This window comes from Aeromonas sp. PS2Canimalfood6 (assembly GCF_048276795.1).
Taxonomy (GTDB): domain Bacteria; phylum Pseudomonadota; class Gammaproteobacteria; order Enterobacterales; family Aeromonadaceae; genus Aeromonas; species Aeromonas caviae.
In genome coordinates, this window is sequence record NZ_JBLUXC010000021.1 from 12,828 (window position 1) to 39,141 (window position 26,314).

Below are 26,314 nucleotides of genomic sequence, written 5' to 3' on the forward strand. Positions count from 1 at the left end.
TTAACGACTAAACCAGAAATAGGCCGCAACGGCCAAACCAATACAGAGCCAGCCCAGCACATCCACATAGTGCATCAGCTTGCGCTCCATCTTCTCGCCGCCCCAGCGCATCAGACCTGCAACCAGGAAGAAGCGCATGCCACGACCGATCAGCGAGGTCAGGATGAAAGGCAACAGTGCCATGTGGAGCAAGCCAGCCGTGACGGTAAACACCTTGTAGGGGATCGGCGTGAAGCTGGCAATAAAAATAACCCAGATGCCCCACTGCGCGAACCACTGCTCGGCCAGGGCAATCTTGTCCTCATAGCCAACCGAGGTCACCAGCGGCTGCACCACTGGCTCCCACAGGGCATAGCCGAGCAGATAACCAAACAGGGCGCCCAGCACCGAAAAGAGAGTGGCCAGCGCGGCATAGTGCCAGGCGCGATGAGGTTTGCCGAGCGCCATGGGCGCCAGCATCACATCCACCGGGATGGGCCAGAAGATGGATTCAATAAAGGCGGTGATGGCCAGATACCAGGGGGCATACTTGTGGCGTGCCCACTGCATCACCAGAACATAAAGGCGGGAAAACAACTTCACTCGACATCTCCGTCAATCAGGGGAACGAAACGTACCGGCTCCAGGATCCGGCTGGTGAGCTGGGAACCCGATCGCTCGATGAGCTGCAGGGTCTGCTGACCATCACCCACCGGCAACACCAGACGACCACCGTCAGCCAGCTGATCGGTCAGGGCCTTGGGGACCTCACTGGCCGCCGCCGTCACCAGAATGGCGTCGAAAGGGCCCTTGTTGGGCCAACCTAGCCACCCATTGCCGTGCTTGGCCGACACATTGTGCAGATCGAGCTGGCGCAATCTGCGCCGGGCCTGAAACTGCAGCGACTTGATCCGCTCCATGGTGTAGACATGCTCCACCAGGTGGGCCAGTACCGCCGTCTGGTAGCCCGATCCCGTCCCGATCTCCAGCACATGGGCCGGATCGTTCTGGATCAGCAGCTCGGTCATGCGCGCCACGATGTAAGGCTGGGAGATGGTCTGCCCATGGCCGATGGGCAGGGCCGTATTGTCCCAGGCCTTGTGGGCCATGGCCTCATCCACGAACAGCTGGCGCGGCACCTTCGCAATCGCCGCCAATACGCGGAAATCGCGGACATCCTGGGCAATCAGTTGATTCAACAGGCGCTGTACTATCACAACGTCATCCCTGCAGATCCAGCCACGCGCCCAGGGTCGACAGACTGCCGTAGGCCGTCATGTCGATGGTCAGGGGAGTGATGGAGACATAACCCTGCTCGATGGCGGCAAAGTCCGTTCCCTCTCCCGCATCCTGCTGGTTGCCGGGGGGCCCAATCCAGTAAACGGGCTGACCACGGGGATCCTCGGTGCGGATCACCGACTCCGCCCGGTGGCGATTGCCAAGACGCGTCACCCTGATCCCCTTGATCTGCTCGAGCGGCAGATCCGGCACATTCACGTTGAGGATCTGATCCGCAGGCAACGGATGCACCATCAGCCCCCGCACCAGCTGGGCGGCGTAGTGGGCCGCACTGGCGAAATGAGTCTTGCCCACCAGCGATACGGCGATGGAGGGGAAACCCAGATGACGCCCTTCCGTCGCGGCAGCCACCGTCCCCGAGTAGATGACGTCATCCCCCAGGTTGGCCCCGTGATTGATACCGGCCACCACCATGTCGGGCTCAGGGCGCAGCAGTTCGTTGACCGCCAGATGAACGCAGTCGGTCGGCGTCCCCTTGACCGCATAACTCTTGATGCCGTGAAAACTGGACGCATCGAGGCGGGTGACCCGCAGCGGTACTTCCAGCGTCAGGGAGTGGCTGGCACCGCTGCGGTTGCGATCCGGTGCCACCACCACGACCTCGCCACAGGCACGCAACGCCTCGCTGAGGGCGCGAATGCCCTCGGCGTGTACCCCATCGTCATTACTGACCAGAATTCGCATCGGTTGAGTTCCTGAAACCGTGATCGGCCTCTTCGGCCTGCATTAACTCTCGTACCACGCTGGTGGCAAAGGCGCCGGCAGGCAGGAAGAACGACAGGGTCAGCACCTCGTCCTCCCGTTGCCAGCTCATCTGCTCCGGCTTGAGCAGCAGCGGGCGCCTGTCCTGATCCAGCCCGGCTTTCTCCAGTCCTTCGCACCAGTCACCATAAGGAGCCAGCACTTCTTGCTCGAACTCGGCAGCAGCGCCCTGGCTCGCCAGACGGCCACGGCCCCACTGGGGAGCGGTCAGCTGCACGTCTCCGGAGGCAAGGCGTGCCTCCAGCTCGGGAGTCACGCTCTCTTCGCTGAAGATGGAGTGGCTGCCCTTGAGCATCACGCAGTCCCCGGCCAGCAGCTGATGGGCCAGTCCCTGCTCGATGCGGGCGCTGACGATGGTATTGAACAGCATGCTGCGGGCGGCGGACAGATAGAGGGAGCGCTTGTTGCGATCCTTGATCCGTTTGCCGGCGAACATCGCCTTGGCGGCCTCCAGGTTGTTGCCACCTCGGCCGAAACGCTGCTCGCCGTAGTAGTTGGGCACCCCCTGGGTTGCTATCGCCTGCAAACGGGATTCCAGCCCGTCGGCCTGCTCCAGCCCGGTGAGACGCAGGGTGAAGTGGTTGCCCTTGAGATAGCCGACCCGCAGCTTCTTGTTGTGGCGCTTCACCTCAAGGATCCGGATGTTGTCGTTCTCGATGACCGAGAGATCCGGCTCGCCCTTGCCCGGCAGATGGATGCCGAACCACTGTTCGGTCACCGCATGGCGATCTTTCAGACCAGCCCAGGTCACTGCATTGCGGGCAACCCCGGCCGCATCGGCCAGCAGGCCAGCCACCCAGGCAGTATTCTCGCCGGTTTTGCGTACCCGGACGAAGATGTGTTCACCCTCGCCGCAAGGTTCGAACCCGAGATCTTCATTGACCACGAAGTCGGCGGCCTCGGCCTTGAGGATGCCGCGAGCAGTGGGCGTCCCGTGCAGATAGGCAAGTTGTTCAAGCATCATTGTTCACCAGCAAGACGACGGCTTCGGTGGCGATCCCTTCCTTGCGCCCCGTGAATCCGAGTTGTTCGGTAGTGGTCGCCTTGACGTTCACCCGGTTCAAATCACATTGCAGATCCGCGGCCAGCACGGCGCACATGGCGTCGATATGGGGGGCCATCTTGGGGGCCTGGGCGATGATGGTCACATCCAGGTTGCCGATGGCATAACCTGCGAGCTGCACGCGGGCAAAGACATCCCGCAGCAGGATGCGGCTGTCGATGCCCTTGAATTCGGCGGCGGTATCGGGGAAGTGGCGGCCGATGTCGCCAGCGCCGATGGCCCCCAGCAGGGCATCGCTCACCGCATGCAGCACCACGTCACCATCGGAGTGGGCCAGCAGGCCCTGTTCATAGGGCACCGCCACCCCGCCCAGCATGCAGGGACCGACCCCGCCAAACTTGTGAACATCAAAACCATGTCCGATCCGCATCATGCCTGCGCCCTCCTCAATACACGGAAATCTGTCTCATCAAAACCATGTCCGGTGCGGATCATGCCTGCTCCTCTGGGGATGAATCGGGTCGTGCCGACCGGCACGCACGTTGTTGCTGTAAATAGAGCCCGGCCAGGGAGAGATCTTCCGGCCGGGTCACCTTGATGTTGTCGGCCCGCCCTTCCACCATGCGCACGGGGAAACCGGCGCGTTCCATGGCGGAGGCTTCATCGGTGATGGCAGCGCCGAGCGCCAGCCCCTCCTCCAGCGCCCGCTTGAGGGGGCGGACCAAAAACATCTGGGGCGTCAGGGCATGCCAGAGCTGCTCGCGATCCACGGTGGCGAGGATATTGCCGGCCGCATCGGTGCGCTTCATGGTATCGCGCACCCGGCTGCCGAGGATGGCACCGCCAGAGGCCATGGCGGCAGCAATGAGCGCATCGAGATCCTCGTGGGTCAGACAGGGCCGGGCGGCGTCATGCACCAGTGCCCACTCCCCTTCTGCCACGTGCAACGCATTGAGCACGGAGAAGGCGCGCTCGCTTCCCCCTTCCACTCGCAGCACCCGCGGATCGGTGGCCACGGTCAAGGTCTCAAACCAGCGGTCGTGGGGCGCCAGCGCCACGATCACACGGGCGATGGCGGGATGGGAGAGCAGACGCTCCAGGGTGTGCTCCAGAATGCATTTCCCTGCCAGGGACAGGTACTGCTTGGGGCAACTGGCCCCCATGCGACTGCCAATACCGGCAGCCGGGACGATGGCGGTCAGGCCGCTCAGGCTATCAGTCATCGTAGGGGGCACCATCAGGCTCCGTCACCTGATCCTTTTCTTTGGGAATGATTCGGTAGAAGGTCTCGCCCTGCTTGATGTAGCCAAGATCGTTGCGCGACAACTCCTCGATGGCCTCAAGGCCAGAGGTAAGATCGTCGATTTCCCGGTAAATCAGGCTGTTGCGGTCCTTGAGTACCAGGTTGTCCTGTTGCTGCCGCTCGATGGCGGTGGAGAGTTCCCGATAGTCGGAGAGGCCGTTTTTCCCCAGCCAGAGGTCATATTGCAGCCCTCCCAACAGGAGGAGCAGGATAAGAGTGAGTAGCCGCATGCACTGAGTCTCCTTCAAGCGGCCTAGTTTCCCATATTCGCAGGCAAGACAAAAGAAAGCCTGTGTGCCGGATGGGTTGGTCGGAATAAAAAATGCAGTTCGCACACGCCCATAAGCGCAGAACGAAAAAGCCCCGCCAGATGGCGGGGCTTTGTGAAGCATGAACGCAGGCGAAAATTAAGCCTGGTTCTTCACTTCTTTCAGACCACGGAACGGAGCCTTGGCACCCAGGGCTTCTTCGATACGGATCAGCTGGTTGTACTTGGCAACACGGTCAGAACGGCTCATGGAGCCGGTCTTGATCTGGCCAGCAGCGGTACCCACAGCTAGGTCGGCGATGGTCGCATCTTCGGTCTCACCGGAGCGGTGGGAGATGACGGCAGTGTAGCCAGCGTCTTTGGCCATCTTGATGGCAGCCAGAGTTTCGGTCAGGGAACCGATCTGGTTGAACTTGATCAGGATGGAGTTGGCGATGCCGTTGTCGATACCGCGCTTCAGGATCTTGGTGTTGGTTACGAACAGGTCGTCACCCACGATCTGGATTTTCTTGCCCAGTTCGGCGGTCTGGTAGGCGAAGCCTTCCCAGTCGGATTCGTCCAGGCCATCTTCGATGGAGACGATCGGGAACTTGGTGGTCAGGTCAGCCAGGAAGTCGGAGAAACCGTTGGAGGTGAAGATACGACCTTCGCCCTTCAGGTTGTACTCTTTCTTCTCTGCGTCGTAGAACTCGGACGCAGCGCAGTCCATGGCCAGGGTGATGTCGGTGCCCAGTTTGTAACCGGCAGCGGCAACGGCTTCAGCGATCACTTCCAGCGCTTCGGCGTTGGATTTCAGGTTCGGAGCGAAACCACCTTCGTCACCGACGGCAGTGTTGTAGCCCTTGGACTTCAGCACTTTGGCCAGGTTGTGGAACACTTCTGCGCCCATGCGAACGGCTTCTTTCAGGGTCTTGGCGCCAACCGGCTGGATCATGAACTCCTGGATGTCGACGTTGTTGTCGGCGTGCTCACCACCGTTGATGATGTTCATCATGGGCAGCGGCATGGAGTAGACACCCGGGGTGCCATTCAGCTCGGCGATGTGGGCGTACAGCGGCATGCCTTTGGCAGCAGCGGCAGCTTTGGCGTTGGCCAGGGAAACAGCCAGGATGGCGTTGGCGCCGAACTTGGATTTGTTCTCGGTACCGTCGAGGTCGATCATGATCTGGTCGACAGTGGCCTGGTCCTTGGCATCTTTACCCAGCAGAGCCTGAGCGATCGGGCCGTTGACAGCTTCGATGGCTTTCAGCACGCCTTTACCCAGGAAACGGCTCTTGTCGCCGTCACGCAGTTCCAGCGCTTCGCGGGAACCGGTGGACGCGCCAGACGGAGCGGCTGCCATACCAACAAAACCACCTTCCAGGTGAACTTCGGCCTCAACGGTCGGGTTACCACGGGAGTCGATGATTTCACGACCGATCACTTTAACGATCTTGGACATGTGTATTTCCTCAGGTTTCGTAAAAAAACAACAAAAATATGCCAAAAAAAGCGGCTGTGGCACAGAGCCCCAACCGCATTTATTTTCAATTACTTCAAATTACGCTTCTGATACTCGCCCGCCGCCTTCACAAAACCGGCGAACAGGGCGTGGCCATCACGGGGAGTCGAGGTGAACTCCGGGTGGAACTGCGCGGCCACGAACCAGGGGTGATCCGGGATCTCGATGATTTCCACCAGCTTCTTGTCGGCGGAGAGACCGGTCACCTTCAGACCTGCCGCTTCAATCTGCGGCAGCAGCTTGTTGTTCACTTCATAACGGTGACGGTGGCGCTCGTAAATGGTCGGGCTGCCGTACATCTGACGCACCTTGGAGTCTTCCACCAGGTGGCAGAGCTGGGAGCCAAGACGCATGGTACCGCCCAGATCGGACTTCTCGGTCCGGGTCTCGACGTTGCCTTCGTCATCCACCCACTCGGTGATGAGACCGACCACGGGGTAAGGGCTGTCTTTCTTGAACTCGGAGGAGTGAGCCCCTTCCATGCCCGCCACGTTGCGGGCGTATTCGATCAAGGCAACCTGCATGCCCAGGCAGATACCGAGGTACGGGATCTTGTTCTCGCGGGCATATTTGGCGGCCAGGATCTTGCCTTCCACACCGCGCTCGCCGAAGCCACCCGGTACCAGGATCGCATCCAGACCTTCCAGCAGCTCGGCGCCACGGGTCTCGATGTCCTGGGAGTCGATGTACTTGATGTTGACGGAGAGACGGGTCTTCAGGCCACCGTGCTTGAGCGCTTCGTTGACGGACTTGTAGGCATCCGGCAGGGAGACATACTTGCCCACCATGCCGATGGTGACTTCGGCAGTCGGGTTGGCCTCTTCATAGATGACCTGTTCCCACTCGGCCAGGTCGGCTTCTTTGCACTCGATGCCGAAGCGCTCGGTGATGTAGCCGTCCAGACCCTGGGATTTCAGCAGCGCCGGGATCTTGTAGATGGAGTCGACATCCTTCATGGAGATGACGGCGCGCTCGGGCACGTTGCAGAACAGGGCGATCTTGGCACGCTCGTTGGCCGGAATGGCGCGGTCGGAGCGGCAGATCAGCACATCAGGCTGGATACCGATGGAGAGCAGCTCCTTCACGGAGTGCTGGGTCGGCTTGGTCTTCACCTCGCCGGCGGCGGCCAGGTAAGGAACCAGGGTCAGGTGCATGAACATGGCATTGTTGCGACCCACGATGGCCGCCAGCTGACGAATGGCTTCAAGGAACGGCAGGGACTCGATGTCGCCCACGGTACCGCCCACTTCGACGATGGCAACCTGATGACCTTCGGCACCGGCAATCACCCGCTCCTTGATGGCGTTGGTGATGTGCGGGATCACCTGGATGGTGGCGCCCAGATAGTCACCACGACGCTCCTTGCGCAGCACGTCTGCATAGATGCGGCCGGTGGTGAAGTTGTTGCGGCGGGTCATCTTGGTGCGGATGAAACGCTCGTAGTGACCCAAATCCAGATCGGTTTCGGCCCCGTCCTCGGTTACGAACACTTCACCATGCTGGGTCGGGCTCATGGTGCCCGGATCCACGTTGATGTACGGGTCCAGTTTCATGATGGTCACATCCAGACCACGGGCTTCCAGAATGGCTGCCAGAGAAGCTGCGGCAATACCTTTGCCGAGGGATGAAACAACGCCACCAGTCACAAAAATATATTTGGTCGTCATGCTGAACCTGAAAGAAGTTTAGGGAATTTTAAGGGGTGCTTCGGGGATGAAGCAGGACGGGGAAACAGTATACCAAAACCCCCACTCCCAAACAATGAACAAAAATCTATCAGGCTCCCCGCCGCCCCGTCTTGCGCCAAATCAACTTTGCTCGGTTTCCTTGGCCTTGTTCCAGGCCTCGTCCAGCTTCTCCAGGGAGCAATCCGTCATTTTCAGACCTTCTGCGGCAATAAAGTGTTCAACCTGACGAAAACGACGCTCAAACTTGGTGTTGGCAGCCCGCAGCACCTGCTCGGGATCCTTGCCCAGATGGCGCACCAGGTTGACGGTGGCAAACAACAGATCGCCGAGCTCGTCGCTCACCCGAGCCTCGTCCACGTCGACCATCAGCGCCTCTTCCATCACCTCCTCGATCTCCTCGTGGATCTTGTCCACCACGGGCCCCAGGGTCTTCCAGTCGAAACCGACGGTGGCGCAGCGCTTCTGGATCTTGGCGGCACGGGTCAGGGCAGGCAGGGAGAGGGGGATATCGTCCAGCACGCTCTCCTTGTCGAGCGCGGCCCGCTCTTTGGCCTTTTCCGCCTCCCAGTTCGCTTTTACCGCCTGCTCGTCACCGAGGTCGGCATCGGAGAAGACATGGGGGTGGCGGCGAATGAGCTTCTCGCTCACGGTATCGACGATGTCGGCAAAATCGAACAATCCCTGCTCCTTGCCGAGCTGGGCATAGAACACGACCTGGAACAGCAGATCACCGAGTTCCCCCTTCAGCCCTTGCCAATCTTCGCTCTCGATGGCATCCGCCACCTCGTAGGCCTCCTCCAGGGTGTGCGGCACTATGGTCTGGAAGCTCTGCTTGAGATCCCAGGGGCAGCCCCCGTTCGGGTCACGCAATCTGGCCATGATGTCGAGCAGTTGGGGAAGGTCGTAGCGTTGGGACATGGGCAACTCACTTTCGATTCGGTAAATGGGGTTCATGAATATCCACTCACGCCATGGCTCCACATGATGTGGAGCCATGGCGGCCGGAGATGGGGCGCATGATATCCGTCTTCAATGCTCTACAAGGAGGGAGAAAATGCAGACCGGCCACTGGGGCCGGTCGGTTGAGCATTACAGCCGCTTGGCGCTGATCACGTCGTTGAGCTGACTGAGCTTGGCCAACGCCCGGTTGAAGGCGTTGATGTTGTAAATCTCCAGCTCCATGTCTATTTCGGCGGTCTGCTCGCGCACGTTGGAGCGCGAACGCACTCCCATCACGTTGATCTTCTCGTTGGCGAGCACGGTGGTGATGTCGCGCAGCAGGCCGGATCTGTCGTTGGAGAGAATGCGGATGGTGAGACCGTAACCGCCGGAGTAGTTCTCCCCCCAGACCGCATCGATCAGGCGCTCCGGGTTGCGACGCGACAGCTCCTTGAGCTGCTCGCAATCCTCCCGGTGGATGGAAACCCCCCGTCCCATGGTGATGAAGCCCTGGATGGCGTCCCCCGGGATGGGCTGGCAGCAGCGGGCGATGTGAGTCATCAGGTTGCCCACCCCTTCCACCACGATGTGATCCTTGGGTTTGGGGCGGAAGGGCACATTGGCCTTCTGCTCCAGCTTCTCCAGCAGACGGCGATCTTCTTCTTCCGCCGTCGGCTTGTTGTAGCGGGTGTCCAGATAATTGAGCAGCTGGTTGATGCGGATGTCGCCGCTGCCAATACCGGCCAGCAAATCTTCCAGCTCCTCCGCATGGAAGCGCTCCAGCACCACCTTGTCCACCTTGGAGAGGGTGAGGTTGTGTCTGTCCAGCTCTTTCTCCAGCAGCTCCTTGCCGGCGGCGATGTTCTTGTCCCGGTCCAGCTTTCTGAACCAGGTGGCCACCTTCGCCCGCGCCCGGCTGGAGCGCAGGAAGCCGGCGTTCGGGTTCATCCAGTCGCGGCTCGGGTTCGGCTCCTTCTGGGTGATCACCTCCACCTGGTCGCCGGTCTGCAGCGTATAGGTGAAGGGCACGATACGACCGTCGATCTTGGTGCCGATGCAGCGGTGACCGATCATGCTGTGCACGTGATAGGCGAAGTCGAGCGGCGTCGCCCCTGCCGGCAGGTCGATGACATCGCCCTTGGGAGTGAAGACATAAACCCTGTCCTCGAACACCTGACTGCGCAGATCGTCCAGCAAGGAGCCGCTCTCCGAGAGATCCTCCTGCCAGGCGAGGAGTTTGCGCAGCCATTCGATCTTGTCTTCGAAGGTGCTGGTCTTCGCAGCGGCCTGGGCCCCTTCCTTGTAGCGCCAGTGCGCGGCCACACCGAGCTCCGCATCCTGATGCATCTGCTCGGTACGGATCTGGATCTCCACCGTCTTGCCCTCCTCCCCCACCACCACGGTGTGGATGGACTGGTAGCCATTGGGCTTGGGGTTGGCGACATAGTCGTCAAATTCGCGGGGAATATGGTGGAAATGGGTGTGAACGATACCGAGCGCCGCGTAGCAATCCTGCAGCCGCTTGGTGATCACCCGCACCGCGCGCACATCGAACAGCTCGTTGAATTCGAGGTGCTTCTTCTGCATCTTGCGCCAGATGCTGTAGATGTGTTTCGGTCGGCCATAGACCTCGGCCTCGACGCCGGCCTCGGCCAGGGCATCGCGCAGAGACTGCACGAATTCACGGATGTAGCGCTCGCGGTCGAGCCGTTTCTCGTCCAGTTGCTTGGCGATCTGCTTGTAGGTGTCCGGGTGCAGGTAGCGGAAGGCGAGATCCTCGAGCTCCCACTTGAGCTGACCGATACCGAGGCGGTTCGCAAGGGGGGCATAGATGTTGGTGATCTCCTGGGCCATCAGCACCCGGGTCTCCTCATCCGCCTTCTTCGCCTCACGCAGGCAGGCGATGCGCTCCGCCAGCTTGATGACCACGGCGCGCACGTCCTCGACCATGGCGAGCAGCATGCGGCGCACGTTGTCCACCTGCTCCGGCGAGGTTTCGCTGCGGTGAAGGGTTTGCAGGGAGCGGATGGCCTCCATCTCCAGCACCCCTTCCACCAGCTTGGCGATCTTGGGGCCGAAGTCCTCGTTCACCTTTTCCTGGCTGATGAGACCGGCTTCGACGAAGGGATAGAGAATGGCGGCCTTGAGGGTGGCGAGATCCATGCTGAGCATCAGCAGGATGCCCACCATCTCGACCCCGCGCACCAGCAGGCGGTTGGTGAGCGCTTCGTCACCCAGGGTCAGGCAATACTGGTAGACGGTTCGCAGCTGATTCTTGTCACTTTCACTCAGGGTAAGGGAACTGACCCACTCATCCAGAGTGAAATTGTCTTTCAAATGAATATCGCGCACCGCAACCATGGTATCAATCCTTAAAAGTGTGGGGTCGAAAGCCGATGCTCTCCTCATCCCCTCATCAACTGATGACTGCCTCAAATGGGGATGCATGAAAGAGTTTTCAAGGCATGTCACCGCGCAAGGTGACAGGGCTCTTCCCCGCATCCGATCCACTATCGACGACCTAGATTACCCTAATCACTCCCGCTCAAACAGCGCTGCCGCCGCTGGAAAACCAAGATAACCGCATGCTGCCCTGCCCGTTGAAGGCAGCGAGAAACACCTGTTTTACCTCACTCTGGCAGCATCATGCACATCGAAAAATCATCACGACCGCATCTTGATTCATCCAGAATAATGCGGTCGCCTCGACTCAGCCCCGTTCGAACAGCGCCATGGACTCCAGATGACCAGTGTGGGGGAACATGTCCAGCATCCCCAGACGGGTCAGCTTGTAGCCCCCCTGCACCAGCACCTGACTGTCACGGGCCAGGGTGACCGGGTTACAGGAAACATAGACCACCCGTTTGGGGGAAAGTGCCACCACGTGGCTCATCACCTCCAGCGCCCCGGGTCTGGCCGGATCCAGCAGCACCAGATCGAACCCTTCCCGGGCCCAGGACATGCCCACGATGTCGCCGCTCAAGTCCGCCTTGTAGAAGCGGGCGTTGTCGATGCCGTTGCGGCGAGCATTCTCCTGTGCACGCGTCACCATGGCGAGCTCCCCTTCCACCCCCACCACTTCGCGGGCCTGACGGGCCAGCGGCAGGGTGAAGTTGCCGATGCCGCAGAAGAGGTCCAGCACCTTGTCATCCTTACCTGCGTCGAGCCAGCTCAATGCCTGCTCCACCATGCGCTGGTTGACGGGCCCGTTGACCTGGATGAAGTCGCCGGGAGCGAATGCAAGAGACAGGCCATCCAGCGTGTAACTTGGCTGAGACTGTTGACGCAGAGGTTCGATCTGCTCGTCCGCCGCCTGCAGATAGAGGTCTATCCCCTGGGCGGTGGCAAACTCGGTCAAGTGCGCCCGATCCGCCTCGGTGGGGCGACCGGTGTGGCGCAGCAGCATCAGAATGCCCTGCTCCCCCTGAATGAGTTCCGCATGGCCCAGTTCGCGCTGGCTCTTCAGCCGGTTGAGGCATTCGCGCAGAGGGGCGATAAGGGCGGAGAGGGGCTCGGCCAGCACAGGGCAGCCGGCAATCTCTACCAGATCGTTCGACTGGCGACGACGAAAGCCAACCCGGGTGCAGCGACCGTTCTTGTCAAACTTGATGGCCAGACGGCAGACCCGGCGGTAGGCGCGGGACTCTCCCGTCAGCGCAGGTGCCAGCGTAGGCGCCTGGATGTTGCCAAGGCGCTCGAACAGGCTGACCAGTCCCGCCTCCTTGGCCGCCAGTTGATCTCCCTCTCCCAGGTGCTGGGCACTGCAACCGCCACACTCGCGATAGTGGTCGCAGAAGGGGGCGACCCGGTTGGCCGCCGGGGTCACCACCTGTTGCAGGGCGGCGTGGGCATAGTGCTTCTTGTCGTCGATGATGCGGGCCTTGATGGCCTCGCCGGGCAGCGCCCCTTCGACGAAGATGGCCTTGCCCTGATGACGGCCGACGCCGACACAGTGGTGATCCAGACTGTCTACCGTAAATTCAATACGTTGGGGCTGGGTGGATTTCTTTTGGGGCTTGAAAAACTGGGCCATAAAACTTGGTGCCTATAGGTGGCTATGTCATGATTGTGGAATCTGCGGCAGACCATTGTCCCACAAGAATAATCGTATGACCAAATACGGCCTGAGGGCCCCAGCCGCGGCATCCGCCCCATCGTCCATTCTGACCAAAAGTGGCCCATTGATATGACCGGATACGGCCTGAGACCCCGTACAGCGACAGTGACTGTATTGCCTGCCCGACCCCGGTGCCTGCATGCGCCCCGGGTCATGGCTTCTCTTGCGAAAGGCGGGTCGGCGGCATGACCAAGTACGGTCTCAGGGCCCGGGTGCTGGCCTTCACCATCTTGCCGACCCTCATCATCGGCGGCCTCATCGCCGGCTATTTCACCTTCCACCGCTATCAGCAGCTGGAAAACAACCTCATCGATCAGGGCATCAACATCATCGAGCCCCTGGCCATCGCCAGCGAATACGGCATGACACAGCACAGCCGCGAATCCCTCAAGCGGCTGATCGGGCTCACCCATCGCAAGAACTCGCCCTTCATCAAGTCCATCGCCGTCTTCACCCAGGAGAACCAGCTGTTCGTGACGTCCAACTACCACAGGGACTTCAGCCAGCTTCGTCTGCCGGACGGCAGCGTCATCCCGGCCCTGACCAGCGTCTCCGTCAACGGCGATGACATCATACTGCGCACCCCCATCCAGGCAGAGACCAGCCTGGACGGCTTCCCGCTGCCAAGCGATCTGGAGCCGCCGGTCATCGGCTACATCTCCATGCAACTTGCCACGGACAGGGCCATCGTCCTGCAGTACCGCGACGCCTTCTTCGCGGTCATCATCGTGCTCATCGGGCTGGCCATCAGCGCCCTGTTCGGCTTCCGTCTGGTCAAGAGCGTGACCCAGCCCATCACCGACATGGTGCAGGCGGTGCACCGGATCAGGGAGGGGCGACTCGATACCCGGGTCAGCGGCCAGCTCACCGGCGAGCTGGACATGCTCAAGAACGGCATCAACGCCATGGCCAAGGCGCTCTCCGAATATCACGAGGAGATGCAGCAGAACATCGATCAGGCGACGTCGGATCTGCGGGAGACCCTCGAGCAGATCGAGATCCAGAACGTCGAGCTCGACATGGCGAAGAAGCGCGCCCAGGAGGCGGCCAGGGTCAAGTCCGAGTTTCTCGCCAACATGTCCCACGAGCTGCGCACCCCGCTCAACGGGGTCATCGGCTTCACCCGCCAACTGCTCAAGACCAGTCTGACCCCGAGCCAGACCGACTACATGCAGACCATCGAGAAGTCGGCACGCAACCTCCTTGGGATCATCAACGACATCCTCGACTTCTCCAAGCTGGAGGCGGGCAAGCTGCAGCTCGAGCACATCCCCTTCAGCCTGCGGGACACCCTCAACGAGACCATGCACCTGCTGGGGCCGAGCGCCCACGACAAGCAGCTCGAACTCTCCCTCCAGGTGGATGCCGCCGTGCCGGACTACCTCACCGGCGACCCCATGCGCCTGCAGCAGGTGCTCACCAACCTCACCGGCAACGCCATCAAGTTCACCGAGCGCGGCAACGTGGACGTGCGTGTCGAGCAGACCGGGGAATCGAACGGCAACAAGGTGCGCCTGCGGGCGCTGATTCGCGATACCGGCATCGGCATCTCGGAAGAGCAGCAGCGCCAGTTGTTCCAGGCCTTCAACCAGGCAGACTCCTCCATCTCCCGCCGCTATGGGGGCACCGGGCTCGGGCTCGTCATCACCCAGAAGCTGGTGCAGCAGATGGGGGGCCAGATCCGCTTCGAATCCGAACTCGGCAAGGGGTCGGTCTTCTCGTTCCACCTGGATCTGGATGTCTCGCCCCTGCCCCAGAGCGAGCGGCTTCCGCTGGATCGCATCCAGGGCAAGCGGGTCTGGCTGCTGGAGCCGGATCCCTTCACTCACGCCTCCCTGCTTGCCCTGCTGGGAGAGTGGCACCTGGATGTGCACTCCCTGACGGTGGACGAGGAGTGGCCCCCGATGAGCAGCCAGGACATGGTGCTCATCGGCAGCAGCACCCTGCACAGCCCGCAGCAGGTGATTGCCCGTCTCGACGGACTGGACGGCCAGCAGAACACCATAGTGCTGCTCAGCAGCCACGAGCCGGCCCTCTACGACGCCATGCTGGCCCACGGCGCCGTCCACTGCCTCTCCAAGCCCATCAACCATCGCAAGTTGCTGCACGCTCTGCTCTCCCCCGAGGCGGTACGCCGTGCCCCCCTGCCCGCGCCGACGCCGCGCAGCGTGCAGGCTGTCAAGGTGCTTGCGGTGGATGACAACGCCGCCAACCTCAAGCTCATCGCCGCCATGCTCAAGGAGATGGTGACCGAGGTGGTGGTGTGCAAGAACGGCAAGGAGGCGGTCAACCTGGCCCAGAGCCAGCCGTTCGACATCATCTTCATGGATATCCAGATGCCCGTCATGGACGGCATCAGCGCCACCCAGGCGATCCGCCACCACTCCCTCAACACCGAGACCCCCATCGTCGCGGTCACCGCCCATGCCATTCCCGGTGAGCGGGAGCGCCTCATTCGCCAGGGCATGGACGACTACCTGGCCAAACCCATCGACGAGGGGATGCTGGCGCAGCTCATCACCGACTTCGCTCACCGGCGGCACCAGAATCACGGGGATCAGCAGATAGACTGGCCCCTCGCCGTGCGTCAGGCCGCCGGCAAGCCAGCCCTCGCCCGGGAGATGCTGACCATGCTGCTGGCCAGCTTCGACGAGGTGGAGCCCATCCTGGCGGCGGCGCTGGAAGGGAGTGCCGACGATGCAGACGTGCTGGCCCAGCTCCACCGCCTCAACGGTGGCTGCGCCTACTCCGGGGTGCCGGGTCTGCAACGCCTGCTCTCCCAGCTCGAGCAGCAGCTGCGCGACGGGGTCACCGTGAGCGATCTGGAACCCGAATTGCTGGAGCTGCAGGATGCCCTGGAGCAGGTGAGGCAGGAGGCCCCCCGCTACCTGGCCCTGACCGACTGAGGCGCTTTTTCTGACTGGACAGGCGGCAGGTGGTAACATCTGCGCCGTTTCCACAGGAGTCAACATGACCAACAACGATATTCTGCGCCGCCTGCGCTATGCCCTCAGCATCAGTAACGACCAGATGGTCGAGATCTTTGCCAAGGGCAATCTGGCCATCACCCATGCCCAGTTGCACGGCTGGCTGATGAAAGAGGCCGAAGAGGGCGAGGCACAGGAAGCGGGCTTCGCCGCCTGCCCGGACTCGGCACTGAGCCAGTTCCTCGACGGCTTCATCGCCCTGCGCCGCGGTGTGCGGGAAGATGCCCCGCCCCAGGTGATCCCGAACCGGATCAACAACAACCTGATCCTGCGCAAGCTGCGCATCGGCCTCAACTACAAGGAAGAGGAGATGCTGGGCACCCTCAAGCTCGCGAACTTCAACCTCTCCAAGTCCGAGCTGAGCGCCCTGTTCCGTGCCAGGGATCACAAGCACTATCAGGATTGCGGGGATCAGATCCTGCGCAACTTCCTGATTGGCCTCACCGCCAAATACAGGCCCGGGCCCTGATGACCGCCTCCGGCCAGGTGCGAGGCTAGACCATGGGCTGGCGCCGCCTGCTGACTCCACGCCCGTCGGCGAGCGGCGGCGCGTGCCGGTTCGCGGCGCGCTGGCGCTGGTCACTGCCCCTCATCCTGCTGCTCGGCGCCTGCCAGCCTGCGCCCTATCGTCTCAACCAGGATCATCAGAGCGCCAGCCAGAACGAACGCATCGCCTTTCTCATCCTGCACTACACGGATGAAGAGGATGCCCGCTCCCTACGCCTGCTGACCGAACCGGAGCACAAGGTGAGCGCCCACTACCTGATCCCCCGCGACACCGACGAGCAACCGTTCCCGGTCTACCAGCTGGTGCCCGACAGCCAGCGGGCCTGGCACGCCGGACGCAGTCGCTGGCATCACTACGCCGGGCTCAACGCCAGTTCGCTCGGCATCGAGATAGTGAATCTCGGGTATGACGAGAAAGACGCGGCCCTGCCCGCCCATCTGAGACACTGGCAACCCTATCCTCCTGCCCAGATCGCCGCCCTCGGCGCCCTCGCCCGGGATCTGGTCGAACGCTACCAGATCCCCCCCACCCAGGTGCTGGCCCACAGCGACGTCGCCCCCGAGCGCAAGCAGGATCCCGGCCCCCGGTTCCCCTGGCGCGAGCTCGCCCTGCGCTACGGTGTCGGCGCCTGGCCCGACGAGGCCCGGGTGGCCGAGCTGCGCCAGACGCAGCTCATCCCCTGGGATGCGCTGCAATGGCAGCAGCAGCTTGCCCGTTACGGCTACGGCCTCCCCCAGCACGGCGCCTGGGATGAGCAGAGTCGCGCCGTCCTGCGCGCCTTCCAGCTTCACTTTCGCCCCGCCCTGGTCACCGGCGAGCCGGATGCCGAGTGCCAGGCCATCCTCACCGCCCTGCTGGAGCGCTACTTCCCGGAACCAGGCTGAGACGCCCCTTCCCTTTCGCCCTCTGCACACGGATGCCCGGCCCCATGCCAGATGAGCACGGGGTTCACCCCGCCTTCCACTCCTGAAAACCACAAGGGACGCCGAAGCGTCCCTTGTGGTTTTCATACCTGCGAAGCGGCATCAGATCCCCTGACGGGCTTCCTGCATCAGCGCACGCATGTCGCTGACCGCCTTGGCCAGACCGTCGAAGGCGGCGCGACCGATGATGGCATGACCGATGTTGAGCTCATAGAGCTCGGGGATCGCGGCGATGGCCTTGACGTTGTGGTAGTGCAGGCCGTGGCCCGCATTGACCTTCAAGCCCTTGCCAGCGGCGTAGGAAGCTCCGGCTGCGATGCGCTTGAACTCGGCGTTGCGCTCGGCATCCGTGGTGGCATCGGCGTAGCGGCCGGTGTGGATCTCGATGAAGGGAGCACCGCTCGCGGCGGCCGCATCGATCTGCAACGGATCCGCATCGATGAAGAGCGACACCTGGGCGCCCACGGCGGCCAGGCGGGTCACCGCATCGGTCACCTTGTCCAGCTGGCCCGCCACGTCCAGACCACCCTCGGTGGTCACCTCGGTGCGCTTCTCCGGCACCAGGCAGACGAAGTGGGGCTTGATGCGGCAGGCGATGCCGATCATCTCCTCGGTCACCGCCATCTCCAGGTTCATCCTGGTCTGGATGGTCTGGCGCAGGATCTCCACGTCCCGGTCGGTGATGTGGCGGCGATCTTCCCGCAGGTGGACCGTGATGCCATCGGCACCGGCCTGCTCGGCCACGAAGGCGGCCTGTACCGGATCCGGATACTGGGTGCCGCGGGCGTTGCGCAGGGTGGCGATATGGTCGATGTTCACACCCAGGTAGATCTCGCTCATTGCTTACTCCTTGATACAGGTCATCTGTGAATGCCGGAGCGGGTGGAGCCCGCTCCTCTGTCCATGTGCCGCCGCAGGCCGGTTCTGGTCGCGGCGACAGCATTATTGTTCATGAAAGGCGATGTCATAAACACAAAACATCACCAGATAATAAAAATCAGCTTGAAACACTGCCTTTTCGCTTCAAAAAGAGCTCCCTGCTCTTCAGTTGACGCTTGCCGAGATAGGGCTGCAGCGCCAGTCGGCTGAAACGCTTGGCCGCCTGCAGCAAGGGAGGCGTGTCAAAACGCCCCTCGGCGAAGGCCAGCAGGTGGGCGCCGAGGAACAGGGTACGGGGATCCGGCGCCCGCTCGCAAGCGACAAAGCCGAGCTCCCGCTCGAAGCCGTAGAGCAGGGTGGGGTCGATGGGGGAGTCGTCGTCCGCGGCATATTCGAAGTCCACCGCGTAGCCCAGGGCCTGCAGCAGCAGGAACTCGAAGCGGCGCAGGGGCAGCTCCGGGGTCTCGCCGTCCGCCAGGGCCATGATGGCACGGGCATAGGCGTCGAACACCTCGGGGAAGGGGGTGTGCGCTTCCAGCAGGTAGTAGACCAGCTCGTTGAGATAGAGGCCGTAGAAGAGACGATCCCCGCCGAGGCGCAACGAGTGATCCGGGCACTCCACCTGGGTGAGGTTCTTGAGATCCCCCTTGCCGCGCCAGGCAATGGTGAGCAGGGTGAAGGGCTGAAGCAGCCCCTTCAGAGAGGAGCGTGGCCCGCGGGAACCGCGAGCCACCAGGGTGAATCGACCGCTATCCTGGGTGAAGACCTCGACCAGCTGGCTGGTCTCCCGATAGGGCCGACTGTGGATGACGAAAGCCGGGGTCAGCAATCAGTCGTCGCCATACCCGAGGCTGCGCAGGGCCCGCTCGTCGTCGGCCCAGCCGGACTTGACCTTGACCCACAGCTCGAGATGCACCTTGTTCTGGAACAGCCGTTCCATGTCGATGCGCGCCTCTGTGCCGATGGTCTTGATCTTCTCGCCCTTGTTGCCGATGACCATCTTTTTCTGGCCTTCGCGCTCCACCAGGATGAGCCCGTGGATGTGGTAGAGACCGGTCTCCTCCACCTTGAAGCGCTCGATCTCCACCGTCACCGAATAGGGCAGCTCCTCACCGGTGAAGCGCATCAGCTTCTCGCGGATGATCTCGGAGGCCATGAAGCGGGAAGAACGGTCGGTCACGTAATCTTCCGGGAAGAAGTGGACGTTCTCCGGCAGCAGATCCTTGGCCCACTCGCGGATCTTCTCCACGTTGGTGCCCTTCTCGGCGCTGATGGGCAGGATGTGGGCAAAGTTCATCTGCTGACCCAGCCACTCGAGGTGCGGCAGCAGATCCTCTTTCTCCTTGACGTTGTCGATCTTGTTGACCGCCAGCACCACGGGGCACTTGAGGTGGCGCAGCTTGCCCAGCACCATCTCGTCATCCTTGGTCCAGTGAGTGCCGTCCACCACGAACACCACCATGGCCACGTCCCCCAGGGAACTGGTGGCGGCGCGGTTCATCAGACGGTTGATGGCCCGCTTCTCCTCGATGTGCAGACCCGGGGTATCCACATAGATGGTCTGATGGTTCTCCTCGGTGTCGATCCCCAGGATCCGGTGACGGGTAGTCTGGGGCTTCTTCGAGGTGATGCTGACCTTCTGGCCGAGCAACTTGTTGAGCAGGGTGGACTTGCCCACGTTGGGGCGGCCCACGATGGCGACAAAGCCGCAATAGGTGGTATCTGTCATGACCGCGTTCCCAATGCTGATGGAGTGAAATGAGCGCACAGTGCCGGATCCGTCATGGTGCTCATGACAGCCGTTCCAGTGCTTGCTGCGCCGCGGCCTGTTCGGCCTTGCGGCGGCTGGAGCCGATCCCGACCAGGGGGCCATCCAGCCCATCCACTTCGCACTGGACGGTGAACTCCTGGTTGTGGGCCTCGCCCTTGACGTTGGTCACCGTGTAGGTCGGCAGGGATTTGCGGCTGCCCTGCAGGATCTCTTGCAGACGGGTCTTGGGATCCTTCTGTTCGATCCCGGGCTTGATCTCGCCAAGGCGGCTGGCATACCAGCCGAGCAGGAGGCTGCGCACCCGCTCCAGATCCGTGTCCAGATAGATGGCGCCAATCACCGCCTCGACGGTGTCGGCCAGGATGGACTCGCGGCGAAAACCGCCGCTTTTCAGCTCCCCCGGCCCCAGGATCAGGTGATCCCCGAGGTCGAATTCCCGGCCCAGCTCGGCCAGCGTCTTCTCGCGCACCAGGGTGGCGCGCATCCGGCTGAGATCCCCTTCCGCCGCCTGCGGGAAGCGGTGGAAGAGATCATCGGCAATCACCAGACTCAGGATGGAGTCCCCCAGAAATTCCAGGCGCTCGTTGTGACGGGACCCTGCGCTGCGATGGGTCAGTGCCCGGGTCAGCAGCTCAGGATCCTGAAAGACATGCCCGAGACGGGACTGCAGTCTGTTCATCTTGATATTCATTTACTTGATTCCGCCAATGCGGTTGAAGCGCACACCGGTCGGCACCCAGCTCGGCAAGCTGGACCCTTCCTCGCGCTCGAATTCGAAACTGATCCAGATGGCGACCGCCTTGCCCACTAGGTTCTGCTCGGGCACGAAGCCCCAGAAACGACTGTCGGTGCTGTTGTCGCGGTTGTCACCCATCACGAAATAGTGGCCTTCCGGCACCACCCACTCGTCGGGGTAGGTGCCGGGCTGGCGATAGTAGCGGTCCACCAGGTCCGGCATCAGCGGGTTGCGCAAGGTCTCGTGGGAGACATCGCCCAGCTGTTCGGTGTAGCGATCCAGCGGGATCCCCATCTGGCTGAACTCGCCGCGCTGCTCGAACTTGACGTCCAGCTTCTGGAAGCCGGGGCACGTTTTCCCTTCCTGCTCATCGCACTTGGGCCGGATCATCAGCTCCTTGTTGCGATAGATGACCCGATCGCCGGGCATGCCGACCACCCGTTTGATGTAGTCCACCCGGGTATCCAGCGGATACTTGAAGACCACCACATCACCGCGCTTCGGCTCGCCGGTCTCGAGGAACTTGGTGTTGGTCACCGGGTCCTTGAGGCCGTAGGCAAACTTCTCAACCAGGATGAAGTCGCCCACCAGCAGGGTCGGCATCATGGAGCCGGACGGGATCTGGAACGGCTCGAAGATGAAGGAGCGCAGGATCAGCACCAGCGCGATCACCGGGAAAACCCCGCCGGTCTGTTCGATCCAGACCGGCATGGGGGCCACCTTGGCCAGTGTCTTCTCGTCCACATCCGGACCGGCATTGGCACGGGCGGCGGCAATCTTGGCCGCCCGCTGCTTGGCCCAGACCAGCTTGTCGAGCGTCCAGATGATGCCGGTCAGCAGGGTGACGACGACGAGGATCAGGGAAAAGGTGCTTGCCATCGATTAATCCTTTCCGACGTGGAGAATGGCGAGGAAGGCCTCTTGCGGCACGTCCACACGGCCCAGGGACTTCATCCGCTTCTTGCCTTCTTTCTGCTTGTTCAGCAGCTTCTTCTTCCGGCTCACGTCACCACCGTAGCACTTGGCGGTAACGTCTTTACGCAATGCCTTGACAGTGCTGCGGGCGATGATCTGGTTGCCGATGGCGGCCTGAATGGCGATGTCGAACATCTGGCGCGGGATCAGCTCGCGCATCTTCTCCACCACCTGACGACCGCGATACTGGGCGTTCTCCTTGTGGGTGATGATGGCCAGGGCGTCGACCCGCTCGCCGTTGATCATGATGTCCAGACGGACCATGTCGGAGGTTTCGAAACGCTTGAAGCCGTAGTCCAGGGAGGCGTAGCCGCGACTGGTGGACTTCAGACGGTCGAAGAAGTCGAGCACCACTTCCGCCATCGGGATCTCGTAGGTCAGCGCCACCTGCTTGCCGTGGTAGACCATGTTGGTCTGTACGCCGCGCTTCTCGATGCAGAGAGTGATGACGTTGCCCATGTACTCCTGCGGCAGCAGAATGTGGCACTCGGCGATGGGCTCGCGCATCTCCTTGATGTTGTTGATGGCGGGCATCTGGGCCGGGCTGTCGATGTGGATGGTGGAGCCATCGTTCAGCTCGATCTCGTAGACCACGGTCGGCGCTGTGGTGATGAGATCCAGATCGTATTCACGCTCCAGACGCTCCTGGATGATCTCCATGTGCAGCATCCCGAGGAAGCCGCAGCGGAAGCCGAAGCCCAGCGCCGTGGAGCTCTCCGGTTCGTAGAACAGGGAGGCATCGTTGAGGGAGAGCTTCTCCAGCGCATCGCGGAAGGACTCGTAGTCATCGCTGGAGATGGGGAACAGGCCCGCATAGACCTGGGGCTTCACCTTCTTGAAGCCGGCCAGCGCCTTCTCGGCACCGTGCTTGGCCAGGGTCAGGGTATCCCCCACCGGCGCACCGTGGATATCCTTGATGCCGCAGACGACCCAACCTACCTCGCCACAACCCAGGCCGTCGGTGTCCACCTGCTTCGGCGTGAAGATACCGATGCGATCCACACCCCACACCTGACCGGTGCTCATCACCTTGATCTTGTCGTTCTTTTTCAGGGAACCGTTCTTGATCCGCACGAGCGACACGACCCCGAGATAGGAGTCGAACCAGGAGTCGATGATCAGCGCCTGCAGCGGCGCCTCCGGATCCCCTTCCGGGGACGGGATCTTGGCGACGATCTCTTCCAGCACCAGATCGACACCGAGGCCGGTCTTGGCGGAGCAGCGCACCGCGTCCACCGCGTCGATGCCGACGATGTCCTCGATCTCCTCGGCAACCCGCTCGGGCTCTGCGGCCGGCAGGTCGATCTTGTTCAGCACCGGCACCACTTCCAGATCCATTTCCATGGCGGTATAGCAGTTGGCCAGAGTCTGTGCCTCAACCCCCTGACCGGCATCCACCACCAGCAGTGCCCCTTCACAGGCAGCCAGGGAGCGAGAAACCTCGTAGGAGAAATCCACGTGGCCCGGGGTGTCGATAAAGTTCAGCTGATAGGTGTTACCGTCTTGTGCCTGGTAGTTCAGGGTCACACTCTGTGCCTTGATGGTAATGCCGCGCTCGCGCTCCAGATCCATGGAGTCCAGCACCTGGGCCTGCATCTCGCGATCGGACAGGCCGCCGCAAGTCTGGATCAGACGGTCCGACAGGGTCGACTTACCGTGGTCGATGTGCGCAATAATCGAAAAGTTACGAATGTGTTTCATCGAGCAAGAATCACTCAAAATTAAGTTAGGGTCGGATATGAGGGCAGGATTTTACTGGATAACCCGGTCGACGGCCAATCTTTAGTCGGCGGGCCCCACAAATAGCGCCTTGTCTGGCGGGCGTTGGGCACCTGGATGCCCTCCGCCAGACCCGGCCCCTCAAGAGAGATGACGGGTATTGAGCACCACCCCGAGCATGCGGGGACCGTATTCCCCCTGTTCGAGCCGGTCAGAAAAGTAACGAACCAGTAAAAATCCGATGGCGCCGCCCAGCAGACAGCAGAGGATGGTCACCCCCTCTCCCGCCGACAAGAGCGGCACCAGCCAGAGCTGGCCGAGCAGGGCGCCCAGCAGCAGACAGAAGAGCGGCAGCACGTACACCAGGGCCGCACCGCGCAGGATGCTGGCCTGAGGGATGCCCAGGCGGATCTGCTGGCCCACCGCTACATCGCCGGTGAGGGCGACCCGCAGCCGCTGCGCCTTCATGGGAAAGGCCTTGGCGACGGTGCCGGTCCCGCAGCTGGATTGTTGGTGGCAACCGCTGCAGGCGGATCGCCGCTCGCACTCCACCCAGGCGTGATTGCCGTCGATGGCCACTACTGTGGCCAGCTCTTCACTCATGTTACTCACCTGATGACTCCTCACAGGGGGCGGTGGATGCACCGGATCTCAGCACGGCGGCACCCTCAGGGCAAGTCTCACGGCAAAGACTCACTGCACCGCCTCGTTGCGGGCCAGCGGCTGCACGGCCTCGGCGATGCGCTTGGCGGTTTCGGCGGGCACCTCGCCCACCACGGTGATCTCTACCCCGACCTCGTTGACGAAGCTCACCAGCGAGGTGGCCCCCTGGCGAATCAACTGCTGGCGCACCGCCTGCTTGGGATCGACCCGGGAAACGTAGACGGAGAGATCCACCAGCCCGTCGGAGAGCATCATGTAATCCACCGGCAGACTGGTGCTGACCAGCTGATGCCGATCCTGAGAGAGCACCTTGAAGCCATCGGGCAACCAGGTCAGGTGCCAGTTGAGGGTCTGCTGGGGAGCGGGATAGGCATCTTCCAGCGCCAGCGCATCCGGCAGCTTGCTGCGTGCCAGGGTGACCAGCCAGGGGGCCGGCGCAGATTGCCTGTCCAGATCCACCCCCAGCACCTGCTCCACCAGATTTCCTTCCCGATCCACCATGTCCACCCGCAGCAGCAGATGGCTCTGTTCGTCAATCCAGAGCACGAAGCCGTACTTGTCCGCCTCCTTGGGCACCAGCCGTACCACTTGTGCCACCAGGCCGGCCACCCGGCTGCGGCCCGCCAGCACGGGGTCATAACTCTCCATCACCCGGGGCAGCGGCATCCTCACCAGGCTCGACCAGACCCCGGGGAAACGCGCCCCCTTGAGGGTGTAGGGTTCATGGGTGTTTTCGAAGAAGGTGTATTCGTTCTGGCGTTGCAGGAACTCCACGGCCTTGCCGTCGAGATAGCTCAAGTGAGCCACCTCCTTGCCATCGATGATCCCGTGGCTGAAACGGATAGGCTCGAGGCGCCCCTGGCGGGCCTTGACCATGGACAATTCGAAGTTTTGTTGCGAAACGGCACTCTGCATCTGCTGCAACAAGGCCTCGGCCGACAGATCGTCGGCCGAGGCCTTGGCACAAATCAACAGGAGAGAGGCCAGCAGGATACGGCTGGACTGGCGCACGATCTGATCCCTAAAAATGCGTTATTCCTGAATCTGCTTGTCTTGCAGCAGACGCTGTTGCAGTTGATGGTCGCGCAGGAAGGCATTGATGCGCTCGCGCTGCTCCTGCATCTGCTGCTCGCTCAGACCTTGCTGACGCACACCGGTCCGGCTGCCATCCTGGGGATAGTGCACGCTCACCGGCGCAGCACTGCCACCCACGGGTATGGTATTGAGCACCGGGCTGGTCGGTACACCATCCTTGCCCTGGTACTGCTGCACGCCGAAGATGACGGCGGCAGCCACGGAGGCGGCAATGGCATACTGCCCCACTTGCTGGCCAAAGCGGCGAACGAAGGGGATCACCTTGCCGGCGGGCTGCACCTGGGGCGCAGCAGGCTGTGCCGGCTTGGGCGCCAGTATGGTGGGTTCATCCTCCAGCGCCAGCATGATGCTGTCGCTGAGATCCAGTTGCAGATTGACCGGCAGGTCACCCCGCATGGCATCACCGATCAGATGGTAACGCGACCAGGTATCCTGCAGAGCGGGATCCGTTCCCAGCTCGTTCAGTACCTCGATTTCGCTAAGGTCGCCATCCATCAGGGCTGAAAGTTGCTCTTTATTTGCCATAAGTTTGCCTGTCTTTCCCCAGTTAATGCTCGATCAGAGGTTGCAGCTTTTTATCGATTGCTTCCCTCGCCCGGAAGATGCGGGATCTCACCGTACCTACCGGGCAATCCATGATCTCCGCAATCTCCTCGTAGCTCAGCCCTTCCATTTCACGAAGGGTGATCGCCGTTCTCAAATCTTCTGGCAAGGCTTCTATGGCGGTAAACACGGTACGCTTGATCTCGTCGGTCAGCGCCAGGTTTTCCGGGGTGGCCACCTCTTGCAGGGCTTCACCACCACCATAATATTCAGCCTCGTCCGCTTCGACATCACTGCTGGGCGGTCTGCGCCCCTGTGACGTCAGGTAGTTTTTGGCCGTGTTGACGGAAATCCGGTACAACCAGGTGTAAAACGCGCTCTCGCCACGGAATGTCGGTAACGCACGGTAGGCCTTGATGAATGCCTCCTGCGCCACATCCGGTACATCGCCCGGATTGTTGACATACCTGGCCACCAGGTTGACCACCTTGTACTGGTACTTGCGTACCAACAGGTTGAATGCATTTTTATCGCCACGCTGGACCCGTTCAACCAGCTGTTCGTCCAGTAGATTCTGGTCGCTCATCAGAGCCGTAAAACCCCCATCAGGTTATCGTTTTTCTTTTCCGGCCCCTTCTAAGCGCACAAGTTCAGAC

25 protein-coding genes are annotated in these 26,314 nt (G+C 61.7%); 3 read left to right on the plus strand and 22 right to left on the minus strand.

Annotated features, from left to right (window positions below):
- The 12 genes from ACNPAA_RS10755 to rlmD form a co-directional block, all read right to left on the minus strand.
- Positions 1-582, minus strand: a complete 582-nt coding sequence (locus tag ACNPAA_RS10755) for a YqaA family protein (RefSeq protein ID WP_010675622.1) — start codon at positions 580-582, stop codon at positions 1-3.
- Positions 579-1,196 (minus strand): protein-L-isoaspartate(D-aspartate) O-methyltransferase, encoded by a 618-nt coding sequence (locus tag ACNPAA_RS10760; protein WP_010675623.1) that lies wholly within the window; start codon positions 1,194-1,196, stop codon positions 579-581. The genes ACNPAA_RS10755 and ACNPAA_RS10760 overlap by 4 nt, the downstream gene beginning before the upstream one ends.
- A 4-nt stretch (positions 1,197-1,200) precedes the next feature.
- A complete protein-coding gene (surE, locus tag ACNPAA_RS10765) occupies positions 1,201-1,962 on the minus strand; it encodes a 5'/3'-nucleotidase SurE (RefSeq protein WP_041211067.1) in 762 nt (253 codons plus the stop codon).
- Entirely contained in the window at positions 1,943-3,001 is a 1,059-nt protein-coding gene (truD, locus tag ACNPAA_RS10770; RefSeq protein ID WP_182721883.1) for a tRNA pseudouridine(13) synthase TruD, read from the minus strand. The genes surE and truD overlap by 20 nt, the downstream gene beginning before the upstream one ends.
- Positions 2,994-3,476: a 2-C-methyl-D-erythritol 2,4-cyclodiphosphate synthase gene (gene ispF, locus ACNPAA_RS10775; RefSeq protein WP_143237093.1), complete on the minus strand. Its 483-nt coding sequence runs from the start codon at positions 3,474-3,476 to the stop codon at positions 2,994-2,996. Before ispF ends, truD begins: the two co-directional genes overlap by 8 nt.
- 58 nt (positions 3,477-3,534) lie before the next feature.
- Entirely contained in the window at positions 3,535-4,266 is a 732-nt protein-coding gene (ispD, locus tag ACNPAA_RS10780; protein ID WP_048208397.1) for a 2-C-methyl-D-erythritol 4-phosphate cytidylyltransferase, read from the minus strand.
- Positions 4,259-4,576, minus strand: coding sequence for a cell division protein FtsB (ftsB, locus tag ACNPAA_RS10785; protein ID WP_010675628.1), 318 nt, complete (start codon positions 4,574-4,576; stop codon positions 4,259-4,261). Before ftsB ends, ispD begins: the two co-directional genes overlap by 8 nt.
- Before the next feature lie 177 nt (positions 4,577-4,753).
- Positions 4,754-6,055, minus strand: a complete 1,302-nt coding sequence (eno, locus tag ACNPAA_RS10790) for a phosphopyruvate hydratase (RefSeq protein ID WP_043154803.1) — start codon at positions 6,053-6,055, stop codon at positions 4,754-4,756.
- Between the two features lie 89 nt (positions 6,056-6,144).
- Positions 6,145-7,782, minus strand: coding sequence for a glutamine hydrolyzing CTP synthase (gene pyrG, locus ACNPAA_RS10795; protein ID WP_039041042.1), 1,638 nt, complete (start codon positions 7,780-7,782; stop codon positions 6,145-6,147).
- 141 nt (positions 7,783-7,923) lie between these two features.
- Positions 7,924-8,721, minus strand: a complete 798-nt coding sequence (gene mazG / locus ACNPAA_RS10800) for a nucleoside triphosphate pyrophosphohydrolase (RefSeq protein WP_161470272.1) — start codon at positions 8,719-8,721, stop codon at positions 7,924-7,926.
- A 171-nt stretch (positions 8,722-8,892) separates the two neighbouring features.
- Positions 8,893-11,103: a GTP diphosphokinase gene (gene relA / locus ACNPAA_RS10805; RefSeq protein ID WP_010675631.1), complete on the minus strand. Its 2,211-nt coding sequence runs from the start codon at positions 11,101-11,103 to the stop codon at positions 8,893-8,895.
- Positions 11,104-11,452: 349 nt separating this feature from the next.
- Positions 11,453-12,775 carry a 23S rRNA (uracil(1939)-C(5))-methyltransferase RlmD gene (gene rlmD, locus ACNPAA_RS10810; RefSeq protein WP_134996888.1) on the minus strand — a complete coding sequence of 441 codons (1,323 nt, stop codon included), beginning with the start codon at positions 12,773-12,775 and terminating at the stop codon, positions 11,453-11,455.
- Positions 12,776-13,044: 269 nt separating this feature from the next.
- Between rlmD and barA the strand changes: the two genes are divergently transcribed.
- The 3 genes from barA (at position 13,045) to ACNPAA_RS10825 (ending at position 17,238) form a co-directional block, all read left to right on the plus strand.
- Positions 13,045-15,765 carry a two-component sensor histidine kinase BarA gene (gene barA / locus ACNPAA_RS10815; protein WP_052814802.1) on the plus strand — a complete coding sequence of 907 codons (2,721 nt, stop codon included), beginning with the start codon at positions 13,045-13,047 and terminating at the stop codon, positions 15,763-15,765.
- 64 nt (positions 15,766-15,829) lie between these two features.
- Positions 15,830-16,315: a DUF1456 family protein gene (locus ACNPAA_RS10820; protein ID WP_010675634.1), complete on the plus strand. Its 486-nt coding sequence runs from the start codon at positions 15,830-15,832 to the stop codon at positions 16,313-16,315.
- Positions 16,316-16,347: 32 nt separating this feature from the next.
- Positions 16,348-17,238: an N-acetylmuramoyl-L-alanine amidase gene (locus ACNPAA_RS10825; RefSeq protein ID WP_161470273.1), complete on the plus strand. Its 891-nt coding sequence runs from the start codon at positions 16,348-16,350 to the stop codon at positions 17,236-17,238.
- A gap of 141 nt (positions 17,239-17,379) precedes the next feature.
- Here ACNPAA_RS10825 and pdxJ read toward each other — a convergent pair whose 3' ends face one another.
- The 10 genes from pdxJ to rpoE form a co-directional block, all read right to left on the minus strand.
- On the minus strand, positions 17,380-18,117 hold the full coding sequence (gene pdxJ / locus ACNPAA_RS10830) for a pyridoxine 5'-phosphate synthase (RefSeq protein ID WP_010675636.1): 738 nt from the start codon (positions 18,115-18,117) through the stop codon (positions 17,380-17,382).
- A gap of 157 nt (positions 18,118-18,274) precedes the next feature.
- Positions 18,275-18,985, minus strand: a complete 711-nt coding sequence (gene recO / locus ACNPAA_RS10835; protein WP_039040537.1) for a DNA repair protein RecO — start codon at positions 18,983-18,985, stop codon at positions 18,275-18,277.
- Positions 18,986-19,885, minus strand: a complete 900-nt coding sequence (gene era, locus ACNPAA_RS10840; protein WP_041211854.1) for a GTPase Era — start codon at positions 19,883-19,885, stop codon at positions 18,986-18,988.
- 61 nt (positions 19,886-19,946) lie between these two features.
- Complete coding sequence (gene rnc, locus ACNPAA_RS10845; RefSeq protein WP_010675639.1) at positions 19,947-20,618, minus strand: ribonuclease III; 672 nt, start codon at positions 20,616-20,618, stop codon at positions 19,947-19,949.
- Entirely contained in the window at positions 20,619-21,542 is a 924-nt protein-coding gene (lepB, locus tag ACNPAA_RS10850) for a signal peptidase I (protein ID WP_010675640.1), read from the minus strand.
- Positions 21,543-21,545: 3 nt separating this feature from the next.
- Positions 21,546-23,339: a translation elongation factor 4 gene (gene lepA, locus ACNPAA_RS10855; protein ID WP_010675641.1), complete on the minus strand. Its 1,794-nt coding sequence runs from the start codon at positions 23,337-23,339 to the stop codon at positions 21,546-21,548.
- Between the two features lie 159 nt (positions 23,340-23,498).
- Positions 23,499-23,960 (minus strand): SoxR reducing system RseC family protein, encoded by a 462-nt coding sequence (locus ACNPAA_RS10860; protein WP_039040538.1) that lies wholly within the window; start codon positions 23,958-23,960, stop codon positions 23,499-23,501.
- Between the two features lie 90 nt (positions 23,961-24,050).
- Entirely contained in the window at positions 24,051-25,031 is a 981-nt protein-coding gene (locus ACNPAA_RS10865) for a MucB/RseB C-terminal domain-containing protein (protein ID WP_010675643.1), read from the minus strand.
- A 21-nt stretch (positions 25,032-25,052) separates the two neighbouring features.
- Entirely contained in the window at positions 25,053-25,640 is a 588-nt protein-coding gene (locus ACNPAA_RS10870) for a sigma-E factor negative regulatory protein (RefSeq protein WP_161470275.1), read from the minus strand.
- Between the two features lie 22 nt (positions 25,641-25,662).
- Complete coding sequence (gene rpoE / locus ACNPAA_RS10875) at positions 25,663-26,244, minus strand: RNA polymerase sigma factor RpoE (RefSeq protein WP_161470276.1); 582 nt, start codon at positions 26,242-26,244, stop codon at positions 25,663-25,665.
- Positions 26,245-26,314: the final 70 nt, after the last annotated feature.

What these genes read in the sequence shown, in the direction of transcription:
- surE (WP_041211067.1), bottom strand. Translation starts at nt 1,962, where the DNA reads ATGCGAATTCTGGTCAGTAATGACGATGGGGTACACGCCGAGGGCATT.
- truD (WP_182721883.1), bottom strand. Translation starts at nt 3,001, where the DNA reads ATGCTTGAACAACTTGCCTATCTGCACGGGACGCCCACTGCTCGCGGC.
- ispF (WP_143237093.1), bottom strand. Translation starts at nt 3,476, where the DNA reads ATGATGCGGATCGGACATGGTTTTGATGTTCACAAGTTTGGCGGGGTC.
- ispD (WP_048208397.1), bottom strand. Translation starts at nt 4,266, where the DNA reads ATGACTGATAGCCTGAGCGGCCTGACCGCCATCGTCCCGGCTGCCGGT.
- ftsB (WP_010675628.1), bottom strand. Translation starts at nt 4,576, where the DNA reads ATGCGGCTACTCACTCTTATCCTGCTCCTCCTGTTGGGAGGGCTGCAA.
- eno (WP_043154803.1), bottom strand. Translation starts at nt 6,055, where the DNA reads ATGTCCAAGATCGTTAAAGTGATCGGTCGTGAAATCATCGACTCCCGT.
- pyrG (WP_039041042.1), bottom strand. Translation starts at nt 7,782, where the DNA reads ATGACGACCAAATATATTTTTGTGACTGGTGGCGTTGTTTCATCCCTC.
- mazG (WP_161470272.1), bottom strand. Translation starts at nt 8,721, where the DNA reads ATGTCCCAACGCTACGACCTTCCCCAACTGCTCGACATCATGGCCAGA.
- relA (WP_010675631.1), bottom strand. Translation starts at nt 11,103, where the DNA reads ATGGTTGCGGTGCGCGATATTCATTTGAAAGACAATTTCACTCTGGAT.
- rlmD (WP_134996888.1), bottom strand. Translation starts at nt 12,775, where the DNA reads ATGGCCCAGTTTTTCAAGCCCCAAAAGAAATCCACCCAGCCCCAACGT.
- barA (WP_052814802.1), top strand. Translation starts at nt 13,045, where the DNA reads ATGACCAAGTACGGTCTCAGGGCCCGGGTGCTGGCCTTCACCATCTTG.
- ACNPAA_RS10820 (WP_010675634.1), top strand. Translation starts at nt 15,830, where the DNA reads ATGACCAACAACGATATTCTGCGCCGCCTGCGCTATGCCCTCAGCATC.
- ACNPAA_RS10825 (WP_161470273.1), top strand. Translation starts at nt 16,348, where the DNA reads ATGGGCTGGCGCCGCCTGCTGACTCCACGCCCGTCGGCGAGCGGCGGC.
- pdxJ (WP_010675636.1), bottom strand. Translation starts at nt 18,117, where the DNA reads ATGAGCGAGATCTACCTGGGTGTGAACATCGACCATATCGCCACCCTG.
- era (WP_041211854.1), bottom strand. Translation starts at nt 19,885, where the DNA reads ATGACAGATACCACCTATTGCGGCTTTGTCGCCATCGTGGGCCGCCCC.
- rnc (WP_010675639.1), bottom strand. Translation starts at nt 20,618, where the DNA reads ATGAATATCAAGATGAACAGACTGCAGTCCCGTCTCGGGCATGTCTTT.
- lepB (WP_010675640.1), bottom strand. Translation starts at nt 21,542, where the DNA reads ATGGCAAGCACCTTTTCCCTGATCCTCGTCGTCGTCACCCTGCTGACC.
- lepA (WP_010675641.1), bottom strand. Translation starts at nt 23,339, where the DNA reads ATGAAACACATTCGTAACTTTTCGATTATTGCGCACATCGACCACGGT.
- ACNPAA_RS10860 (WP_039040538.1), bottom strand. Translation starts at nt 23,960, where the DNA reads ATGAGTGAAGAGCTGGCCACAGTAGTGGCCATCGACGGCAATCACGCC.
- ACNPAA_RS10870 (WP_161470275.1), bottom strand. Translation starts at nt 25,640, where the DNA reads ATGGCAAATAAAGAGCAACTTTCAGCCCTGATGGATGGCGACCTTAGC.
- rpoE (WP_161470276.1), bottom strand. Translation starts at nt 26,244, where the DNA reads ATGAGCGACCAGAATCTACTGGACGAACAGCTGGTTGAACGGGTCCAG.